Genomic DNA, 20,799 nt, shown 5'->3' on the forward strand with positions numbered 1-20,799 from the left:
TTACTCCTACCGACGGCGTAGCCTACCGCTACTGGTCGGTAACTTGCGCGTTGAGCCAGCCCGCCGCCTCTGCACCTACATCGGCAGCCACAACCGGGCCATTTCCACCTTCCTCCTAGCGCGGGTCACACGTTGCCGCCATGTGGCCCGAACAGCATCGGAGCAACACCCGACCATGGCGCACCTGGCCATCCGGAGCAAAATATCGCTTTTCGTGGCGCCTCCACTACGGAGCCATACCGGACCAACGTCCCGCCAACCCCGGGAAACTCGGACCAAATGTTGGGTTTCCCTTGTCGAGAGATGGGGTCCGGTTGCAGGATGGGTGCGGCCCGTAACACACGTGCGCGCTGTCGCGACGACGCTCGGCGCTCGGCGAAGGGGTCGGGCTCCGAACGGCGTGACCTCACGATCCTGGTGGACACGATGGCGAGTATGACGAAGAGCCCGATCAGGAGCCCGCTACGCGGCAACACCGCAGACCGCCCCGGCTACTCCCTTGAGCTGGCATACCGGCAGGCACGGGAGCAACACTCGCTGATGCGGCGCGAACGGCTCACCCACACCGTGCCCCGCGCCGCGCTGCGTGCTCTGCCGATCGGGCTGTTCTTCGCGGTACTGGCCGCGACCGGCCTGAACCTACCCACGACTGTCGCCGTGTCCGTGTACCTGGTGATCCAGCTCGGCTGGCCACTGGTCGTGATCGGCAAGTCGTTCGATCCGGTTCCTGAGATCGAGGCACTGAGGGAGGGAGCCGAGGCCGAACGCAGGACAGCCCGGACGATCAACAGGTTGCGCCGGTACGGATATGTGATCATGCATGATCGCCGGGTGCCCGGTTCCGAGGCGAACATCGGGCACCTGCTGGTCGGGCCCGGCGGGGTCATGGTGATCATGAGTGACGCCTCCACCGGCGCGGTGCGCTACGCCAAGGACGGGGCGAAGGTCGACGGGCAGTCCCTCAAGAAACCGCTGGACCTGACCAAATGGCTCGGGGACGAGACGCGTAGCCAGGCGCGCACAGCCATGCCAATGATCAAAGTTCCGGTGACGCCCATCCTGGTCATGGTCGAGGCGGGCGTGATGTGGAGCGACGGCGCGATCGACGGCGTGACCCTCATCAGCCTGAAGGACCTCGTGTCCTACGTCCGCGCCCGGCCGGACCGGCTCAACCCGGCCGAGGTGACGAAGGTGGTCGCCGCCGTCCAACGCCTGTTCCCGCCATGCTCCTTCGATCGACCTGCCGGCCACCTCGCCGTCGACCGCAACCAGTGGCTCGCTGTCATGGATGCCCTGCGCACCATCCGCGAACGGGACGGCGACGCCACCGGCATGCTGGACCAGCTGGCGCAGATCGAGACCGATCTCGCGCGCATCGCCGAGCCGAGCGGCCGGTCCGCCATCCCGGCGGCACGAACCGATGGCGACGACGACAACGGGGACGAAAGCGACGATCTTGTCAACGAGCTGATGGGCCCGGACGACCCGAGCCCGGTTCGCCTTGCCGACGGCGCAGCGGACGGCCGGCGGCGCGGTCGGGTGCTCCGGGCGGTTCGCCCGCTGCGGCCGGCTCCGGGCAGAGCTCCCCGTAACCCCGACGGTTCCGCCGACGACTCGGGCAGTGACCCATCGGATCGCGAGGGCCCGGCCGGCGCCTGAACCGGATCACGCGCCTTCCCTCAACCCGACACACCACGTAACGGCCGGCGGGAAAACCCGCCGGCCGTTGTCGTGCGTCCACTACCTGACGCCTGGTCACCGGTATGTCGCCGCATCATGGGTGCATGTACTCTTATAGAAAAGCTGAGTCTTGTTAACTCAGGTTTGACGGGTGTGGGATTATCGGTCGATCCTGAGTCGGAAGGACTCAACTACTGGACGAACGTGCCGGCCCGGCCCCTTGCGGAGCCAGCAGCCGGACCGTCCCGATCTGAGAGGTACACAGACATGGCACGAGCGGTCGGTATCGACCTCGGCACCACGAACTCCGTCGTGAGCGTGCTCGAGGGCGGCGAACCCACGGTGATCGCCAATGCCGAGGGCTCCCGGACGACTCCGTCCGTCGTAGCCTTCGCCAAGAACGGCGAGGTCCTGGTCGGCGAGGTCGCGAAACGGCAGGCGGTCACCAACGTCGAGCGCACCATCCGGTCGGTCAAACGCCACATGGGCACCGACTGGAAGATGAAGGTCGACACCAAGGACTTCACCCCGCAGCAGATCAGCGCGTTCATCCTCCAGAAGCTCAAGCGGGACGCCGAGTCCTACCTGGGCGAGCCGGTTACCGACGCGGTCATCACCGTGCCCGCCTACTTCGACGACGCGCAGCGCCAGGCCACCACCGAGGCGGGCACCATCGCCGGTCTCAACGTCCTGCGCATCGTCAACGAGCCCACCGCGGCAGCGCTCGCCTACGGCCTGGACAAGGGCGAGAAGGAGCAGACGATCCTGGTCTTCGACCTCGGCGGCGGCACGTTCGACGTCTCCCTGCTGGAGATCGGCGACGGCGTCGTCGAGGTCAAGTCGACCTCCGGTGACACCCACCTCGGTGGCGACGACTGGGACCAGCGCGTCACCGACCATCTGATCAAGACCTTCTCCGGTCAGCACGGCGTCGACCTCGGCAAGGACAAGATGGCCCTGCAGCGCCTGCGGGAAGCCGCCGAGAAGGCCAAGATCGAACTGTCGCAGTCCAGCCAGACCAGCATCAACCTGCCCTACATCACCGCCTCGGCGGAGGGGCCGCTGCACCTCGACGTCACCCTCACCCGCTCGGAGTTCCAGCGGATGACCCAGGACCTGATCGACCGCTGCAAGCACCCCTTCCAGCAGGCCGTCAAGGATGCCGGCGTCAAGGTCTCCGACATCGACCACGTCGTGCTCGTCGGCGGATCCACCCGCATGCCGGCCGTCGTCGACCTGGTCCGCGAGCTCACCGGCGGCCAGGAGCCCAACAAGGGCGTCAACCCCGACGAGGTCGTCGCCGTCGGCGCGTCCCTGCAGGCCGGCGTCCTCAAGGGCGAGGTCAAGGACGTCCTGCTGCTCGACGTCACCCCGCTGTCTCTCGGCATCGAGACCAAGGGCGGGATCATGACCAAGCTCATCGAGCGCAACACGACGATCCCGACCAAGCGGTCGGAGATCTTCACCACCGCCGAGGACAGCCAGCCCTCCGTGCAGATTCAGGTCTTCCAGGGCGAGCGCGAGATGGCCTCCTACAACAAGAAGCTCGGCATGTTCGAGCTCACCGGCCTGCCGCCGGCACCCCGCGGCATCCCGCAGATCGAGGTCACCTTCGACATCGACGCGAACGGCATCGTGCACGTCTCCGCCAAGGACCTCGGCACCGGCAAGGAACAGTCGATGACGATCACGGGCGGGTCGGCGCTGCCCAGGGACGACATCGACAAGATGGTCCGCGACGCCGAGCAGTACGCGGAGGAGGACCGTAAGCGTCGCGAGGAGGCCGAGACCCGCAACCAGGGAGAAACCCTCGTGTACTCCACCGAGCGCTTCCTGGCCGAGAACGGTGACAAGGTCGACGCCACGGTCAAGGCCGACGTGGAGGAGAAGCTGTCGACGCTGCGCGGGGCGGTCGGCGGTACCGACATCACAGCCATCCGGGAGGCCACGGCCGAACTCGCCAAGGCCAGTTCGGCAATGGGCCAGTCGCTCTACGCGGAGTCCGCCGCCACGGCGGCGGGCGGCGCGCCGGGCACTGCCACGGACGACGATGTGGTGGACGCCGAGATAGTGGACGAAGAGGAAAAGAAATGACCTCGACCCACGGGGACGAATGGCTGCACAGCATCTCCACACCGGACGAACCGGTAATCGTCAGGGACAAGCGACGCATCGATCCGAAAAGCGGGCAGGTAAGAGTGGACGCCATCCGGGTGGACACCGTCACCACGAGCGGTGAGACCACCGCGCCGCCCACGGCCGCGGGTTCGGCGACTCCGCCGGCCGCGCCATCCCCGGCCAGGGACGAGGAACTGCTGGAACCACTGCGTCTACAGGTCGCCGAACGCACCGCCGACCTGCAGCGGCTCAAGGCCGAGTTCGACAACTACCGGCGTCGGGTCGAGCGGGACCGCCAGGCCACAGCCGACCAGGCGGCGGGAAAGCTGCTGTCGACGCTGCTGCCCACCCTCGACGACATCGGCCGCGCCCGTGACCACGGTGATCTGGAAGGCCCGTTCAAGGCGGTCGCGGAATCGCTGGAGGCCACCCTCGAAACGGCCGGGCTCGAACGGTTCGGCTCCCGGGGGGACGAGTTCGACCCGCTTGTCCACGATGCGCTCATGCACACCTACTCCTCGGACGTGACCGGGCCGACCTGTGTGGACGTCTACCGTTCCGGTTACCGGCATGCCGGTCGGGTCCTGCGACCGGCCCAGGTATCGGTCGCCGAACCAGCATCGGACGCCGACGTGGACGACGCGGCGGTGGAGAGTGTGCCGGGTGCGGGAGACGGCTCCTCGGAACCCCTCGACTAGCCGTCGAGTAGTCAATGCCATGTGACGTTTCGTCCGACCGGATCCGCATCAAGCGTCGGTACACGACATGATGATGAAAGGAGGGGCGCCGTGAGTGTTCGTGACATGGTCGAGAAGGACTACTACGCCGCTCTCGGCGTCCCCAAGGACGCCTCGGCGACCGACATCAAGAAGGCCTACCGCCGGCTTGCCCTGGAGCTGCACCCGGACAAGAACCCCGGTGACCCGAGGGCCGAAGCCCGGTTCAAGGAGGTCTCCGAGGCGTACGACGTCCTGTCGGACCAGTCCCGACGCCGGGAGTACGACGAGGCTCGGGCGCTGTTCACCGCGGGTGGGGTCCCCGGCGGCCATCCTCCCGGCGGTTACGGCTATCAGCCGGGCGGGTTCGGCTCACCCGGTTATGGCGGGGCAGGCGCGTACAACCTCGATGATCTGTTGGGCGGGGCCGGCGCGGGCGGCGGTCCCGGCGGCATCGGTGGCCTGTTCGACAACCTGTTCCAGCGGTCACCGACAGGCCGTGGGCCACGCCGCGGCACCGACATAGCGGCCGAGGTCACGATCCCGTTCGAGAAGGCCCTGTCCGGTCTGGAAGCGACCGTCCGGCTGCCGGGTGCGGCGACGTGTGTCACCTGCATGGGGCGTGGTGCCCGGGTAGGGACGACGCCACGGACCTGTACGACCTGCCGAGGCCTGGGTGTGGTGTCACGGTCCCAGGGTGGTTTCGCGCTGTCCGAACCGTGCCGTGACTGCCTCGGCAAGGGGTCGGTCATCGACTCGCCCTGCCCGGACTGTCTCGGCACCGGACGCCGGGAGCGGGAGCAGCGGATCCGCATCCCACCGGGCGTGGCGGACAGCCAGCGCCTGCGGGTCCGCGGACGCGGATCACCGGGCGAACGCGGCGGGCAGGCGGGCGATCTTGAGGTGACCGTCCATGTGCTGACCCATCCGGTCTTCGGCCGGGAGGGGCACAACCTGACGATCACCTTGCCGGTGACCTTCACCGAGGCGGCGCTCGGCGCATCGGTGAAGGTACCGACGATCGACGGCGCCCCCCTGACGGTGAAGGTTCCGTCCGGGACGTCGAGTGGACGGCGTCTGCGGGTACGTGGACGTGGGGTGCCCCGAGGCGGCGGCGGTCACGGTGACCTCATCGTGACCATCGAGGTCACGGTGCCGAGGCCGGCGGATCTGTCCCCGAAGGCGCGCACCGCGCTGCAGGACTTCGCCAACGCCCATCCCGAAGATCCACGCATGTCGCTGATGGCACAGATGGAGGGCCGGTCATGAAACCACGACCGAGCCGCACGGCCGATCCGCCGAGCGCCGCCCCGGCCGGTCCGCCGGCGGCACCGCGTCCCGGTCCCGCGCACGACGACGACACACCCGTGTACGTGATCTCGATTGCCGCCCAGCTGGCCGGTATGCACCCGCAGACGCTGCGGGCCTACGACCGGCTGGGGCTGGTGACTCCGGGTCGCACGTCCGGGCGTGGTCGGCGATATTCCGTCCGGGACGTCGCACTGTTGCGCGAGGTTCAGAGGCTGTCCCAGGAGGAGGGGGTCAACCTCCAGGGCGTCCGCCGGATCCTGGAGCTGGGCAGTCGGGTCATGATGTTGCAGGCAGAGGTCAGGAAGCTGACCGAGGAGCTGGCTGCGGCCCGCGCCGAGGCCGAACGAAGGGTCGCCGAGGCCCACCGGAGCCACCGACGTGATCTTGTGCCCGTCGACCGCAGCGCGATCGTGGTCTGGCGACCAGGCCCACGCCGGTAGCCGGCCAGGCCCACGCCGGCGTACATTACGCCGGCCGCGTTCCCTCCGTGCGCCCCGCGCCTCAGACATGAGTGGGAACGACTCAACTGTATTGAGCGTTGGAAAAGATGGTACGAACAAAACGATCATCTTAGGACTCCCATGAACGCTGACCGGCTCACCGCCCGCTCGCAGGAAGCCCTGTCGTCCGCTGTCGCCCGCGCCACCGGCGACGGTTCACCACTCGTCGACCCGCTGCACCTGCTGGTCGCCGTCCTGAGCCAGACAGGCGGCGTTGCCGTCGACCTGCTCGAGGCCGCCGGGGCGCCCCTCACCCAGGTACGCGCCCGCGCCGAGGCCGCGGTCAGCCGGCTGCCGCACGCCACCGGCGCGAGCGTCTCCCCTCCGCAGCTTTCCCGGCAGCTCATCACCGTCCTCGACAATGCCGAGCGGCAGGCGAACCGGCTCGACGACGAGTACACCTCGGTCGAGCACCTGCTGGTGGCGCTCGCGGAGGAGGGCGGCGAGGCGTCCCGGGTGCTGACCGAGTTCGGCGCCACCGCCGACACCCTGCGCGGCGCGTTCGACACCGTCCGCGGTGGCGTCCACCGGGTCACCAGCCGTGACCCCGAAGGCTCCTACCGGGCGCTGGACAAGTACTCGGTCGACCTCACCGAGCAGGCCCGAGCCGGCAAACTCGACCCGGTCATCGGGCGCGACGCCGAGATCCGGCGGGTCGTGCAGGTCCTGTCCAGACGGACGAAGAACAACCCCGTCCTCATCGGCGAACCCGGCGTCGGCAAGACCGCGATCGTCGAGGGCCTTGCCCTGCGGGTCGTTGCCGGTGACGTGCCCGAGTCCTTGCGCGGCCGGCGGATCGTCTCACTCGACCTCGGCTCGATGGTGGCCGGTTCGAAGCTTCGCGGCGAGTTCGAGGAACGGTTGCGGTCCGTCCTCAACGAGATCCGGTCCGCCGAGGGCCAACTCATCACGTTCATCGACGAGCTGCACACGGTGGTCGGCGCCGGTGCCGCCGAGGGCGCAATGGACGCCGGCAACATGCTCAAGCCCATGCTCGCCCGTGGCGAACTGCGGATGATCGGCGCCACCACCCTGAACGAGTACCGCACCCGCATCGAGAAGGATGCGGCCCTCGAACGCCGGTTCCAACCGGTGCTGGTCGGTGAACCGTCCACCGAGGACACCATCGGCATCCTGCGTGGGCTCAAGGAACGGTACGAGGTACACCACGGTGTCCGGATCACCGACGCGGCACTCGTCGCCGCCGCCACCCTGTCTGACCGCTACGTCAGTGGGCGCTTCCTGCCCGACAAGGCCATCGACCTGGTCGACGAGGCCGCGTCCCGACTGCGGATGGAGATCGACAGTCGGCCGGTGGCCATCGACGAGCTGGAGCGGGCCGTCCGGCGCATCGAGATCGAGGACATGGCGTTGTCCAAGGAGAGCGATGACGCCTCCAAGGAACGCCGTGGGCGGCTCCAGCGCGAACTGACCGAGAAGCGTGCGGAGCTGGCCGGCCTCACCGCGCGCTGGCAGCGGGAGAAGAGTTCCATCGTCGAGGTGCAGAAGGTCAAGGAGGAGCTGGAGAACGCCAGACGTGCCATGGACGTCGCCGAACGCGATCTTGATCTGGCCAAGGCCGGCGAGTTGCGCTACGGCACGATCCCGACGTTGGAGAAGCGGCTCGCCGCGGCAACCGACGCGCTGCCCGGATCGGACGAGCCCGGCAGCGCCATGCTCAAGGAGGAGGTCGGCCCGGACGACATCGCGGATGTCGTCGCGTCCTGGACGGGCATCCCCGCCGGCCGGCTGCTGGAGGGCGAGACCGCCAAGCTGCTGCGCATGGAGGACGAGCTGCACGCCCGTGTCATCGGGCAGCACACCGCGGTGCGGGCTGTCTCCGACGCCGTGCGCCGCGCCCGCGCAGGCATTTCCGACCCGGACCGGCCAACCGGCTCCTTTCTGTTCCTGGGCCCGACCGGTGTCGGCAAGACCGAGCTGGCCAAGGCACTCGCGGACTTCCTGTTCGATGACGAGCGCGCGGTGGTGCGCATCGACATGAGCGAGTACGCCGAGAAGCATTCGGTGGCCCGGCTCATCGGTGCCCCGCCCGGTTACATCGGATTCGAGTCCGGCGGGCAGCTCACCGAGGCGATCCGGCGCCGGCCCTACAGCGTCATCCTCCTGGACGAGGTGGAGAAGGCGCATCCGGAGGTGTTCGACATTCTGTTGCAGGTGCTGGACGACGGACGGCTCACCGACGGCCAGGGCCGGACGGTCGACTTCCGCAGCACGATCGTGGTGCTGACGTCCAACCTCGGGTCGCAGTTCATCGCCGACCCCACGCTGTCCCCGCAGGCGCGGCGCGAGTCGGTGATGGTCGCCGTCCGGGAGGCCTTCAAGCCCGAGTTCCTCAACCGGCTCGACGACATCCTGGTCTTCGACCAGCTCGACAAGGACGACCTCGCCCGCATCGTCGACCTCCAGCTCGACCTGCTGCGGGCTCGGCTGACAGACCGGCGGATCACCCTGACCGTGGCCGAACCGGCACGCGGATGGCTTGCGGACAAGGGCAACGACCCGGTCTACGGGGCGCGCCCGCTGCGTCGGCTGATGCAGACCGCGATCGGTGACCCGCTTGCCCGGGAGCTTCTGGCCGGCGCCGTCCGGGATGGCGACGAGGTTGCCGTGGACGTCGACCCGACCCGACCCGGATTGCGGGTTCAACCCACCATCCGTACTGCGTGACATACCCTCCGAAGTCGCCTAAGGCGATAAATCAGGTCAATCGGGTATCGTTCGTTCAGTAGCCGGGGGACGCTAGGGTGTGCCTGTGTGCACGCCTGGTTCGCTGACCCGTCGCGGCCTACTGGCGGGGGCAGCCGTGGCCCTCGCCGGGTGTTCAACCGCCGGTCGTACCACCCGCGGTACGACCGGCGCATCCTCAGGCGAAGTACCACCGTCGGCTGCGACCACGCCCGCCCCTGCGTCGCGGACGGCAACACCGACCGAAGCCGCGGGCACCCCGCCTGCCCCGGGTGGGCCAGCGACCGAGCTGATGCACGCGACCTCAGGCCGTCCGGAGGTCGCGCTGACGTTCCACACCAACGGTGACATCGGGGTGGTCGACGGGCTGTTCGCCGCCGTGGCACGGGCGAAGGTACCGATCACCTGCATGTTCGTGTGCAACTGGCTGGAGCGGTATCCGGACTACGCCCGCCGCGCCCGCGACGCCGGGCACGAGATCGGCAATCACACGTACACCCATCTCGCCGATCTTGACCGGCAGGGCGCGCCGGTCGTGCGAACCGAGGTGGAGCGCTCGCGGGATGTCCTGGAACGGGTGACCGGTGGAGCGGGGGACTACTTCCGGCCGTCGGCGATGCACCACAGCACCCCGACGGTGCTCGCCGAGGCCGGCCGCGCCGGCTACGCGCACTGCCTGTCCTACGACGTCGACCCACTCGACTACACCGACCCCGGTGTCGACGCGGTGGTCACCCGGACCCTGGCTGCGGTGCAACCCGGCTCGGTGGTGAGCCTGCACTTCGGGCACGCCGGTACGATCCCCGCCTTCCCCCGGATCATCGCCGGTCTGGAACAAAAGGGGCTCCGCCCGGTGACGGTCCACGACCTGTTCGCCTGACCCCTGCGGAACGCATGTCCCGGTCGATACGCCGTCACCCGGTCGCCGAACGCGGAACACCGCCCACGCAACACCGCCGTGACCCATCAGTGGTCGGATAGTCACTGTTTACGCTACGATCCCGGCACTTCTTGTGACTTCGTACTTGTGACCTGGCCCTGACCATGCCGGAGCGATGTATGACGGCAATGATCCGTCGACTCTGCCAATTCCTGAATCACGAGCCAGGCGGATGAACCGTCCCACCGACTGGAGTGCCCTGGACCTGGACGGCGACCCGACCCCGGGTGATCCGTTCTCTGTCCGCCAGCTTGCCCGGCGGTTCTCAGAGTTCACCGCGGACGTGGAACACGCCTGCGGGCAGGTGACGGCGGTGACAGCCGGCGAGGTGATGTCGTCCTGGACCGGCCGGGCCGGCAACGCCTTCCGCGACGAGCTGGGCGCGTTCCCCGAGCAGTTACACACGCCCGAGACCTCCTACCGGCTGGTCGGCGAAGCACTGAACGCTTACGAACCGGTTCTGGACGCGGCGCAGGCGCAGGCCGACCGTACGCTGCTGCAAGGTCGGGAGGCACGTGCCCGTCGCGATCAGGCGCAGATGCTGGTAGCTCCGGCCTGGACCATCCTGACGTCGGCGTTGTCGACCATTACGGGCCTGACCCCGGCCTTCCACACCGCCGCAGGCGTTCCCCCACCCGATCCGGCGCAGGTGGCGCAGGCGATCCGTGATCGGGACACAGCCCAGATTCGCCTCGACCAGGAACGCAACTCCGTGCAGGCCGCCCAGGACGATCTCGATGCCGCCCGCCGACTCGCCCTCGCCGCCGGACAGATGCGTGAGAGGCTGCGAGCACCTGCGCCCACGCCATCCGCGACGCCTCCCACGCCGGCATCCGGAACAAACCCTGGTGGTCCTGGGAAGGTCTGAAAGAACGGTCGGGGACGGTCTGGCATGCCGCCGTCGGAGTCGCGAAAATCACCGTCGCGGTACTGGGCGTGGTCACCCTTGTCATCGGCGGCCCCCTCGCCTGGGTCGTGCTCGCCGCCGCCCTCGTCGTCCTCGCGGACACCCTGGTCGGATATGGCAACGGCCGGGCGTCCTTCTGGGACGTCGGTTTCGCCTTACTCGGCTGTATTCCCGGCGCCAAGGGGCTCACCACGGTCGGCGGACTCGCCCGTGGCATCCGAGGCGCCGCTGACGCATTACACGACGGCCGTGCGGTCGCGGGCGTTCTCCACGGCGGCGCCGCCCTCGCCCACAGCACCGTCGACGCCACCCGCGCCCACCTCGCCGCTGTAGTCACCGACCTCCGCCGAAATCTAATCCATACCGTCACGGTGGTCACACGGCTGGGTCCCCGTCCCGCATCCGCGGGCGTCTGCGACATCGGATACCTCGGCGACGTTCCAACGTCCGGAAATTCGCTTATGACCGATGCCCGTGGGGCCTCCGGCCGCAGTGGTGAAAGCCGCAGACCATGGGGCATCAAGCGTTCGAGCGTGGACAAAGAAATGCAACACCCGAAGTTTGGATCCTTCACTCGTGAACGCAAGAGCCAGCTCTGGTGGTCGAAGGATCTCACGGGTCACGGCGGCTCCACATGGAAGGTGTTCGAGGAGAAGGAGCGCGGGTTACAATGGGTTGCCGACGCCGATGAGTACGGCCAGTTCATCAACAATAAGCACAAGGGGAATACAGGAATGTCCATATCCTGGAAAGAATTCAAGATCCGATGATCGAAACCGCCGACGAGTTCGTCAGACTCCGCCAGAGCGAGGACCGAGAAGAATACTCGCGCGCAGCCGAGGAAGAAGCGCCCGTCTCTGTCTGGATTGAAGTTGTCGAGAGGTACCCCGATATGCACTTCTGGGTCGCCCACAACAAGAAGGTCCCGATCGAGGTACTCCGCATTCTGGCACGCGATGGAGATGACCGGGTACGAGGCATGGTCGCTCGCAAAAGAAAAATCTCCGAAGATATCCTGACAGCCCTTGCCGCCGATCCTGATGAATCCGTGAGGAACGCGGTGGCACTGAACCCGAGAACCCCGCGCGCACTACTTGAGATGCTCGCACGGGACCCATGGGAAGTCATACGAAAAAACGCCCGAAAAAGAATCGAAGAGACCATGCCCACCACGTGAAATTTTATGGGAAGAACCGCTGGCACCAGATCCGGCAGCGAGGGAAAGTGTCTTATTGGATAAGAGTCGAACTGTCACGGCGAATCGACAGCAAGGCCGTCTACGAGTTCGGGCGCGACGGCGCGGTCGATGGCCACGTCACACTCGACACCGAACGCCAGGAGCTGTTCCCCTGTACCGAGGATGGAGTCGCGACGTCCTCGATGCGTCTTCTGATACAGGAGAACGAACTCGTTGATAAGAACCCGGAAATTGACACCCATAGTTTCCTTGATGCGGCTGTCGGGATAATCCGCAGTGGAACGCGGGAGCCGATCCCCCGAAATCTGGTAGTAGATATTTCGGATAATTTAAAAAATAATCGAATTCCTGACGTAATTGAGTACGCGGCCCGCCGAGCTAGTCGATCACGAATCTGTACTTCGGGAACAAATGGCTGCGCCGGTCCGGTCGCCAGCGCAGCCGAGGTGACTACGGTCAGGCGGAGCAGGACCAGACGATCGAGCCTGCCAGGGTGCGGCCGGCCGACGTCTGAGCGGTGAACGAGACCGAGCCGCCCGCCGATGTGATCACAGCGGTGGCCGGCACTGCGTCGATGGCGTACTTCCCCTCCGCGGACGAGCTGACGGACACGGTCACGACCGCGGGGTAGGTCGCCGGGCCGTGGTAGTTGGCGATGCGGACCGTGTCTGCGACGGTGTAGCCCCGGATGGTCCCGGTCGCGGACGCCGCATACCGACGTCCAGCGGTTTCGCAGCTCACGAGCGTATCGACATGGCCGGACACGGCGACCGGAGACGTGATGTCCACCGTCAGGGAGCCGGGACCACCGGTTCCGACCCCGACGGGCGGCACACTCGCGGACACCGTGTTCGCGGACACCGCACTCGTGGATGCCGCACTCGTGGATGTCGTGCCCGGTTGGGCCGTGGCCGCGCTGGCAGCCGATACCTGCGCGGCACCGGCCTGGCATGCGGCCAGCGGGAGCAGTGCCGCACCGGCGAGGATCGCCGTGGCCGTATGACGACGGATGCGCGTGTGCTGGTTCATCTTCACGTCCACCTGCTTCGAGAGGATCGGGAGGGTGCGCGGTTTCGAGCGACAGGACGAGGACACCAGGCCCGTGTGAGAACCATTTCGATGCTGGATGTGAGTCGCGTTCGAATTCGCTCAACTCCCCCACCACGCCGGCACCGTGGGCCGACACCCCGATGGGGCCGGGCACCCCGATGGGGCCGGGCGCCCCGATCGGGCCGGCATCCCGATCGGGCCGGGCACGTCCGGAACGAATCCACGGGTTCGAACCCGACTCACATCTTCGACCGGTGTGATGGCACCGGACGCACCCGCACAGAACACATACGCAGAGCACATGCAGAGCAGACGCACAGGGGACACGTACATGGGTGACAGCGCAGGCGGCACACCGCACCAGCCGCGGGTTCTGGTGGTCGACGACGAACCGAACATCGTGAACCTGGTACGGATGTCCCTGAGATTCCACGGGTTCGACGTGGTCACCGCGACCTGCGGCGGGGATGCGCTCAACGCGGTCGGGGACGCCCGACCGGACCTGATGGTGCTCGACGTGATGCTGCCCGACATCGACGGCTTCGAGGTGTGCCGCCGTCTGCGCGACGACGGAACCGACATACCGGTGATCTTCCTGACCGCCCGCCACACCAACGCGGACAAGGTCGCAGGCCTGACCTACGGCGGGGACGACTACGTCACCAAGCCGTTCTCGGTCGACGAGTTGGTGGCCCGGGTCCGTGCGGTGCTCCGGCGGACGCACCGCGAGGAACCCTCCACCGTGGTGAATCTCCTGAGGTTCGCCGACATCGTGCTGAACGAGGACACCCATGAGGTGACCCGGGACGGGCATCCTGTCGAGCTGTCCCCGACCGAGTTCAAACTGATGCGATACCTGCTCACGAACCCACGCCGGGTCCTGTCCCGGGCGCAGATCCTCGACGCGGTCTGGACGTACGACTTCCACGGTGGCGACACCGTCGTGGACCAGTACGTCAGCTACCTGCGGCGCAAGCTCGGGCAGCACGGACCGCCATTGATCCACACACGACGCGGGTTCGGATACATCTTGTTGGAGTCCGGTGCCTGCGAGTAACCCACGCTGGGGAGTGACACTACGGACCCGGCTGATGATCGGCCTGCTGGCCCTGCTCACGACCGGGTTGTCCGCCGCCGCCGCCATCAGCATCCTCGCGCTGCGCACCTACCTTTTCGATCAGACCGACAACCAGCTGCGCGGCGCGCAGAGCCTGGCCGCAGCCCGCGCCGCCGCCATCCTGCCCCGCCTGGCACCCGCGCTCGGCGCCGAAGGTCTGCACCGTGCGATCGCCCCGACCGACTACGTGATGGAACTGCGTCAGCACGACGGTTCCGTCCTGGTCGTCACAGGGAACGGAAGCGGTCCCACGCCGTCCCGTCCACTCATCGACACCGTCACCGACCTCGACACCCGCATCGCCTCCGGAACCCCGTTCACCATCGTCGACGGCGGCAGGCGGTACCGCGCGATCGTGGGGTCGCTGCCGGCCGACGGTGGCACCGACCTGGTCGCCATCCCGCTGCGCCCGGTCACCGCGACCGTCACCCGGCTGGTCGGCGTCGAGGCCGTGGCCGGCATCGCCGTCCTCGCGCTCGCCGGTGGCTCGGCATGGCTGCTGCTCGGGCGTGGCCTGCGGCCGTTGCGGGACGTCGCGCAGACCGCCGCGGCGATCGCCGGCGGGGACCTGTCCCGCCGCGTACCCGACTCGCCCCTGCGTAGCGAGGTCGGTCGGCTTGCCGCCGCGCTCAACGTCATGCTCAGCCAGATCCAGTCGGCGTTCGAGGAACGGATCCGCTCGCAGGAACGGCTGCAGCGGTTCGTCGCCGACGCCTCCCACGAACTACGGACGCCGCTGACGTCCATCCGCGGGTATGTCGACCTGATGCGGCAGGGTGTCGTGCCACCGACGGGTGTGGACGACGCCCTGCGGCGCGTCCAGCAGGAGACCGCCAGGATGAGCGCGCTGGTCGACGACATGCTCTACCTGGCGCACCTCGACGAGCACCGGCCCCTGGACCGCTCGGACGTGGACCTCGCGGCGCTGTTGCGCGACGCGGTCGCCGACGCGGCCGCGGTTGAGCCGGACCGCCCCATCACGCTGACGTGCCCCGACCGGTACGTGATCGTCGGGGACACCGACGCCCTGCGCCAGGTGATCGGGAACCTCCTGTCGAACGTGCGGGTCCACACTCCCGTGACGGCCCAGGTCGAGGTGGAGCTTGCCCACGACGATGACCGCGCCTACCTCGAGGTTCGCGACTTCGGGCCGGGCATGCCGCCGGAAGCGGCCGGGCGGATCTTCGACCGCTTCTGGCGGGCGTCGGGGGGCCGCGACCGGGTCCACGGCGGCAGCGGCCTCGGCATGTCCATCGTCGCGGCTGTCGCGGCCGCGCACGGGGGCACCGCCGAGGTGCGTTCCGCTCCCGGCGCCGGAACCACCGTCCGGATCGTCCTCCCGACGGGTGAACCCGGACAGCCGTAAGCACGCCCCTGTCGCCGCTCGCTCCGGGCACATCGGATGTACCTTCGGGCCGTGCGGAAGCTGGCGGTTGCCGACGAGGTCCGGGTGGCGCTGGAGTCGGGACGGCCGGTGGTCGCCCTGGAGTCGACACTGATCGCGCACGGTCTGCCCCGGCCGCGCAACCAGGAGGTCGCCGCTGAGCTGGAAGCCCTGCTGCGTGACCGCGGGGTGACCCCGGCAACCATTGCCGTGATCGACGGGACGCCCACGATCGGTCTGGACGCTGATGCGCTCGCGCGGATCGCGGGCTCGACAGATGTCGCGAAGCTGTCCGTGCGGGACCTGCCGGTGGCCTGCGCGCTGCGCCGCACCGGCGCGACCACGGTCGCCTCCACATCGCTGCTCGCCGCCCGCGCCGGCATCCGCGTGTTCGCCACCGGTGGGCTCGGCGGGGTGCACCGTGGCTGGGCCGACAGCGCCGACGAATCCGCGGACCTGGTCACCTTGGCCCGCACCCCGGTGACCGTGGTCTGCGCGGGGGTGAAGTCGATCCTGGACGTCGGCGCCACCCTCGAGCGGCTCGAAACCCTCGGCGTGACCCTGCTCGGCTGGCGGACGGACATCTTCCCCGGCTTCTACCGGTCACGCACCGGATTCACCCTCGACTGGCGGGTGGACGCGGCCGGTGAGGTCGCATCCGTCATGGCGGACGCGGACGCCCTGGGCCTGCGCTCGGCCGTGGTCGTCGCCAACCCCGTAGGAGAGACGGACCAGCTCGACCGCCACCTGCACGACCGGGTCCTGGCCGAGGCGCTGGCGGAGGCGGCCCGACGCGGCCTGCGAGGAAAGGCCGTCACCCCGTTCCTGCTCGAGACGTTCCACCGCGAGACGGCCGGCGCGAGCCTGGAGACGAACATCGCGGTCGTCCGCAACAACGTGACCGTGGCCGCCGACATAGCCACCGCCTGGTCCGGCAAGCCTGGAGTCCCGCGTGGCTGAACGCCCGTACGTGCTGCTGTCGGCCGCCATGTCCGTGGACGGCTACATCGACGACGCCACCGACCAGCGGCTGTTGCTGTCCGACAACGCCGACCTCGACCGGGTCGACGAGGTCCGCGCCGGTGTCGATGCCATCCTGGTCGGCGCGAACACCATCCGCCGTGACAACCCCCGGCTGCTGGTCCGCTCGCCGGCCCGCCGCGAACAGCGGGTGACCCGCGGCCTGCCGGAAAGCCCCATCAAGGTCACCGTCACCAGCCGTGGTGATCTCGACCCGACCGCGGCCTTCTTCACCGCCGGAGCGGTTCAGAAGATCGTGTATGCCGCGGGCCCGGCGATGGGCAAGATCCGCGAACGCCTCACCGGGGTGGCGATGGTGTCGGTCGTGGACGCCGGGGATCCGCTCGACCTGGGCGTCGTCCTGGCAGACCTCGCCTCACGTGGCGTGCGCCGGCTGATGGTCGAGGGCGGCGGTACGGTCCACACCCGCTTCCTCACCGCCGGGCTCGCCGACGAGCTCCACCTGGTGATCGCGCCGTTCTTCGTCGGCGACCCGGCCGCACCCCGCTTCGTCGGCGCCGGCACGTTCCCCCACGATCCGGGCCGACGGATGGAGCTGGCCGAGATCCGCCGGATCGGTGACGTGGTGCTGCTGCGCTACCTGCTCGGCGGGCCGACCGGGACAACCGGGGCTCACTGTTCGAGGCCGACCCGGGCGACAACGGCGACGGCGGCTGGCGCAACCGGCTGATCTGAGGCGACAACCTCCATGTACTCGCGAACCTCGCTTCCACGCCGAAATCATCCGGAAGCGCACTTCCGCCCACAGCGACTCTCGAGACCTCTGAGCGGTGCATGAAGACATCCGCCCGTTCGGCGCGGCACACTACTGCCCGCTTCCCTGATCGCTGTCGGGAGTGACAACGCGGTCCGGGTGTCACCGGCGGACGTCTTCCGGCCCGTGATCCGGACACCGGAAATCACTACAAACCGCCGGCTGTCAATCGCTACCGCCTCAACCACCGACCTGCGACGATCGATGCTTCACGGCGGCAGGGGGTGCGCTGGTGGACGACAGAGCACGGAAGGTTGTGGCAGCGCAGGCGGGACGCCGACGCATGTGGGCGATCCTCCTGATGTGGATCATTATCGCGGTGGTCGTCACCCCGCTCGCGTCCAGGTTGACCGGCGCGCAGAAGAACGACGCCTCCTCGTTCCTGCCTGACAGAGCTGAATCCACCCGGGTCCTCCAGGCCCAGAAACAGCTTCCGGGCGGGGACGCCCTACCAGCGATCGTCGTCTTCGCGCGCGTGCCCGAACTGACCGCTGCCGACCGGACGGCGGTAGCCGAGCTCACCCACCGCCTCGACGGGTTCTCCGCGAGCCCGGTCGGCGCTCCCATCCCCTCGCCCAGAGGCGACGCCCTGATAGTCGGCGTGAGCCTTGCGCAGAACGCCGACGTCGTGAAGTTCACCGACAGAGTCAAGGACATCCGCCGGATCGTCCGGGAGTCGGCACCACCCGGCCTACGGACATCGGTCACCGGACCAGCCGGGTTTCTGACCGACTCCTACGATGTGTTCAGCGGCGTGGATACCACGCTGCTGTTCGTCACCGGCGGCGTTGTCGCGGTCATTCTGCTGATCGTGTACCGAAGTCCCTTTCTGTGGTTCGTCCCGCTTCTGTCGGTCGCCATCGCGGATCAGACGGCCACCGGTCTGATCTATCTCGCGGCCAGATACTGCGGTCTCACCGTCAACGGGCAGAGCGCCGGCATCCTGCGGGTTCTCGTTTTCGGCGCCGGCACCGACTATGCGCTGCTACTCATTGCCCGCTACCGTGAGGAGCTGACCCGCCACACCGACGCCCACGAGGCGATGCGGATCGCAATCCGCCGGGCCGGACCCGCGGTCGTAGCCTCCGCCGTGACCGTCATCATCAGCCTGTTGTGTCTGCTGCTGGGCGAACTCAACTCCGACCGCGGGCTCGGTCCGGTCGGCGCGATCGGCATCGCTTCCGCCCTCGTGACAATGATGACGCTGCTTCCGGCTGCACTCGTCGTATGCGGGCGTCGGCTGTTCTGGCCGTTCATCCCCCGCTATGGCGCGGACGCCGTGGCGGAATCCGGATTCTGGTCACGTACCGGCGCGACAATCGCCCGACGGCCGCGCACCGTCTGGATCGCGGCCACCCTGGTACTCACCGGCCTCGCGTTCGCAGCCCTGCACCTGAACACAGGCCTACGCCAGGACCAGGGATTCACCGGGTCGGTGGACTCTGTCGTCGGGCAGGAACTCGCGGAGCGCAGTTTTCCCGCTGGTGCGACCTCACCCACCTACGTCATCACGAACACCGCCGCGGCGGACGAGGTGCTCGCCACCATCGGGAAGAATCCCGGCGTCGCCACTGCCGTGGAAAACGGCCGCAGCACGGGAAAGGCCCAGTTCCTGGTCGTTCTTTCGCCGCCTCCTGACACGCGCGCCTCCTTCGAAACGATCAACCAGCTCCGGACGGCGGTTCACGCGATACCCGGAGCGGACGCGTTGGTCGGTGGAAACACAGCGGTGAACCTCGACGTGCGCAACGCGTCCGTTCGCGACCGGAAGGTGGTCATCCCGGTAGTGCTGCTGATCGTGGTGGTGATTCTCGGGCTGCTGCTGAGAGCAGTCGTCACCCCGCTGATCCTGATCGCGACCGTGGTCCTGTCGTTCCTGGCCGCGCTGGGTGCGAGCGCGCTCGCCTACGACCGGCTGTTCGGTTTCGCCGGAGCCGACCCCTCGCTACCGCTGCTCGGATTCATCTTCCTGGTGGCACTGGGCATCGACTACAACATCTTCCTGATGACGAGGGTCCGGGAGGAGAGCGCGAGAATCGGCCCCGGACCAGGGGTCCGCCATGGGCTGGCGGTCACCGGCGGCGTCATCACCTCCGCCGGTGTCGTGCTGGCCGCCACCTTCTCGGTGCTGTTCATCCTCCCGCTGGTGCAGCTCGCCGAAATGGGCTTTCTGGTGGCGTTCGGGGTGCTGCTCGACACTCTGGTGGTGCGCTCGGTTCTCGTCCCCGCCCTCGCCCTGGACATCGGCCCGAAGATCTGGTGGCCCAGCCGCCTGGCAAAACCGCCCGCGGACCGGCCCAAGCCGGCGGACACCAAGCCTGCGGATACCGGGCCTGCGGACACCGGGCCAGGTAACGGCACCGACGACCCTGTGCCCGGCAACGGCAACGGCTCTACCAACGGGACTAGCCGAAGGTCGGAAACTCCGGCCCAAAGATCAGGCGCCACAGGTTGACAGCATCCTCATGCCGGCCTGCCTGCTCCGCCCCGACCGCGTCATCCGCGTGGACTCGAGCGAACCGCACCGACTCCCGAAGCGCGTCGAAGTCCGCCGGCTGCAGGTAGGTCGACAGGTCACCGCCGACCTCCGCCGGGTCGTAGGCGGCGAACCCCTTGGTTTCGAGGTGGTTGAACACCGCGGCCAGCGCCTGCCGGGTGTTCAACCCACGGTTGATCAGAACCTTGCCGGCAAGGGCCTCCAGGTGGAACGAGCGCAGATGGCTGCCGCAGACCCGGTTCCACGCCTTGAGCAGTCGCACCGCCGAGGCGACCCGCGGGCCGGCGTCCGCCATCCAGCTCGCGTGCCGCTCCGGCCGGGTCGGCAGCCAGCCGCCGACACAGTCCGGCATGACATAGCCGGCACGCGGGTGGTCGAAGGCAGGAACGAGATGGACGTCCGGCGCCGAGTTGTAGACGATTCGCATGGCCTGGCCACGCGTGCCGATCGTCTGGACGCGGTCGCCGCCGATCGCGTTGCGGACGCAGAGAAGCAGGTCGCGTGAGTCCCAGCGGAAGCGCTTCCACGCACTGTTGGCCGCGCTGAACACGACGAAGATGTCCACCTCGTCCAACGGCCGGATCATCGTGTCGCGTCCCGCGGAGCCGATGGTGGCCACACCCACGAGAGGCAGCGTGCACCTCGGCGGGAAGATCACCCGAAGGGCCTGCTCGGCATCGTCCCGGCGGGCGTCGATGACTGCCCGGTCGTCGGCATTGAGTCGGATCAGGTCATCGAGCTTGGCGAAGGCGCGGGCGGTGGTACCGACCAGCAACGGGCCGGTCATGGCACCCGTGATCGGCCCGGTCGGCGGGTTCACCGGGGCGGGCCCCGGATCGTCCGGGAACAGCGGGTTGCGTGCTCCTGGCGTGGACTCGTC

Annotated in this window: 18 protein-coding genes; 15 read left to right on the forward strand and 3 right to left on the reverse strand. The window is 68.1% G+C overall.

All coding sequences use genetic code 11. The features are described from left to right. The first annotated feature begins 435 nt into the window (after positions 1 to 435). The 10 genes from NBW77_RS01715 to NBW77_RS01760 all read left to right on the forward strand — a co-directional run bounded on the left by NBW77_RS01715 (position 436) and on the right by NBW77_RS01760 (position 12,055). The gene (locus NBW77_RS01715; RefSeq protein WP_250279190.1) at positions 436 to 1,659 is read left to right on the forward strand and encodes a nuclease-related domain-containing protein; all 1,224 of its coding nucleotides are present in this window, start codon (positions 436 to 438) and stop codon (positions 1,657 to 1,659) included. 288 nt (positions 1,660 to 1,947) lie between these two features. Then, positions 1,948 to 3,774, forward strand: coding sequence for a molecular chaperone DnaK (gene dnaK, locus NBW77_RS01720; protein ID WP_250279191.1), 1,827 nt, complete (start codon positions 1,948 to 1,950; stop codon positions 3,772 to 3,774). Then, a complete protein-coding gene (grpE, locus tag NBW77_RS01725; RefSeq protein ID WP_131745053.1) occupies positions 3,771 to 4,496 on the forward strand; it encodes a nucleotide exchange factor GrpE in 726 nt (241 codons plus the stop codon). Before dnaK ends, grpE begins: the two co-directional genes overlap by 4 nt. Positions 4,497 to 4,586: 90 nt before the next feature. After that, positions 4,587 to 5,783, forward strand: a complete 1,197-nt coding sequence (locus NBW77_RS01730; RefSeq protein WP_131745052.1) for a DnaJ C-terminal domain-containing protein — start codon at positions 4,587 to 4,589, stop codon at positions 5,781 to 5,783. Beyond that, complete coding sequence (locus tag NBW77_RS01735) at positions 5,780 to 6,265, forward strand: heat shock protein transcriptional repressor HspR (protein WP_131745051.1); 486 nt, start codon at positions 5,780 to 5,782, stop codon at positions 6,263 to 6,265. The genes NBW77_RS01730 and NBW77_RS01735 overlap by 4 nt, the downstream gene beginning before the upstream one ends. 141 nt (positions 6,266 to 6,406) lie before the next feature. Continuing rightward, a complete protein-coding gene (clpB, locus tag NBW77_RS01740; protein WP_250279192.1) occupies positions 6,407 to 9,013 on the forward strand; it encodes an ATP-dependent chaperone ClpB in 2,607 nt (868 codons plus the stop codon). A 310-nt stretch (positions 9,014 to 9,323) separates the two neighbouring features. Further along, the gene (locus NBW77_RS01745; protein ID WP_207386793.1) at positions 9,324 to 9,911 is read left to right on the forward strand and encodes a polysaccharide deacetylase family protein; all 588 of its coding nucleotides are present in this window, start codon (positions 9,324 to 9,326) and stop codon (positions 9,909 to 9,911) included. A gap of 232 nt (positions 9,912 to 10,143) precedes the next feature. Next, positions 10,144 to 10,839 (forward strand): putative T7SS-secreted protein, encoded by a 696-nt coding sequence (locus tag NBW77_RS01750; protein WP_131745050.1) that lies wholly within the window; start codon positions 10,144 to 10,146, stop codon positions 10,837 to 10,839. A gap of 68 nt (positions 10,840 to 10,907) precedes the next feature. Further along, on the forward strand, positions 10,908 to 11,648 hold the full coding sequence (locus tag NBW77_RS01755; protein WP_131745049.1) for a hypothetical protein: 741 nt from the start codon (positions 10,908 to 10,910) through the stop codon (positions 11,646 to 11,648). Next, entirely contained in the window at positions 11,645 to 12,055 is a 411-nt protein-coding gene (locus tag NBW77_RS01760; protein WP_131745048.1) for a HEAT repeat domain-containing protein, read from the forward strand. The genes NBW77_RS01755 and NBW77_RS01760 overlap by 4 nt, the downstream gene beginning before the upstream one ends. Positions 12,056 to 12,129: 74 nt before the next feature. On the opposite strand, the gene NBW77_RS01765 is transcribed toward NBW77_RS01760, so the two are convergent. Both NBW77_RS01765 and NBW77_RS01770 read right to left on the reverse strand, forming a co-directional pair. Beyond that, the gene (locus tag NBW77_RS01765) at positions 12,130 to 12,318 is read right to left on the reverse strand and encodes a hypothetical protein (protein WP_131745047.1); all 189 of its coding nucleotides are present in this window, start codon (positions 12,316 to 12,318) and stop codon (positions 12,130 to 12,132) included. Between the two features lie 214 nt (positions 12,319 to 12,532). Further along, positions 12,533 to 13,105 (reverse strand): hypothetical protein, encoded by a 573-nt coding sequence (locus NBW77_RS01770; protein ID WP_131745046.1) that lies wholly within the window; start codon positions 13,103 to 13,105, stop codon positions 12,533 to 12,535. A 352-nt stretch (positions 13,106 to 13,457) separates the two neighbouring features. On the opposite strand from NBW77_RS01770, the gene NBW77_RS01775 reads away from it, so the two are divergent. From NBW77_RS01775 to NBW77_RS01795, 5 genes are all read left to right on the forward strand, one after another. Then, positions 13,458 to 14,183, forward strand: coding sequence for a response regulator transcription factor (locus NBW77_RS01775; protein ID WP_131745045.1), 726 nt, complete (start codon positions 13,458 to 13,460; stop codon positions 14,181 to 14,183). A 13-nt stretch (positions 14,184 to 14,196) separates the two neighbouring features. Continuing rightward, on the forward strand, positions 14,197 to 15,609 hold the full coding sequence (locus tag NBW77_RS01780) for a sensor histidine kinase (protein WP_131745190.1): 1,413 nt from the start codon (positions 14,197 to 14,199) through the stop codon (positions 15,607 to 15,609). Positions 15,610 to 15,645: 36 nt separating this feature from the next. Then, positions 15,646 to 16,587 carry a pseudouridine-5'-phosphate glycosidase gene (locus tag NBW77_RS01785; protein ID WP_131745044.1) on the forward strand — a complete coding sequence of 314 codons (942 nt, stop codon included), beginning with the start codon at positions 15,646 to 15,648 and terminating at the stop codon, positions 16,585 to 16,587. After that, positions 16,580 to 17,338: a RibD family protein gene (locus NBW77_RS01790; RefSeq protein WP_131745043.1), complete on the forward strand. Its 759-nt coding sequence runs from the start codon at positions 16,580 to 16,582 to the stop codon at positions 17,336 to 17,338. Before NBW77_RS01785 ends, NBW77_RS01790 begins: the two co-directional genes overlap by 8 nt. Before the next feature lie 367 nt (positions 17,339 to 17,705). Beyond that, positions 17,706 to 19,877 (forward strand): MMPL family transporter, encoded by a 2,172-nt coding sequence (locus NBW77_RS01795; protein ID WP_250279208.1) that lies wholly within the window; start codon positions 17,706 to 17,708, stop codon positions 19,875 to 19,877. Here the strand turns inward: NBW77_RS01795 and NBW77_RS01800 are convergent. Beyond that, positions 19,828 to 20,799: nucleotidyltransferase domain-containing protein (locus tag NBW77_RS01800; protein WP_250279193.1), on the reverse strand; the 972-nt coding region annotated here is incomplete at its 5' end. The genes NBW77_RS01795 and NBW77_RS01800 overlap by 50 nt on opposite strands.

Origin of the sequence: Frankia sp. Cppng1_Ct_nod (assembly GCF_920656135.1) — a bacterium.
GTDB lineage: Bacteria > Actinomycetota > Actinomycetes > Frankiales > Frankiaceae > Protofrankia > Protofrankia meridionalis.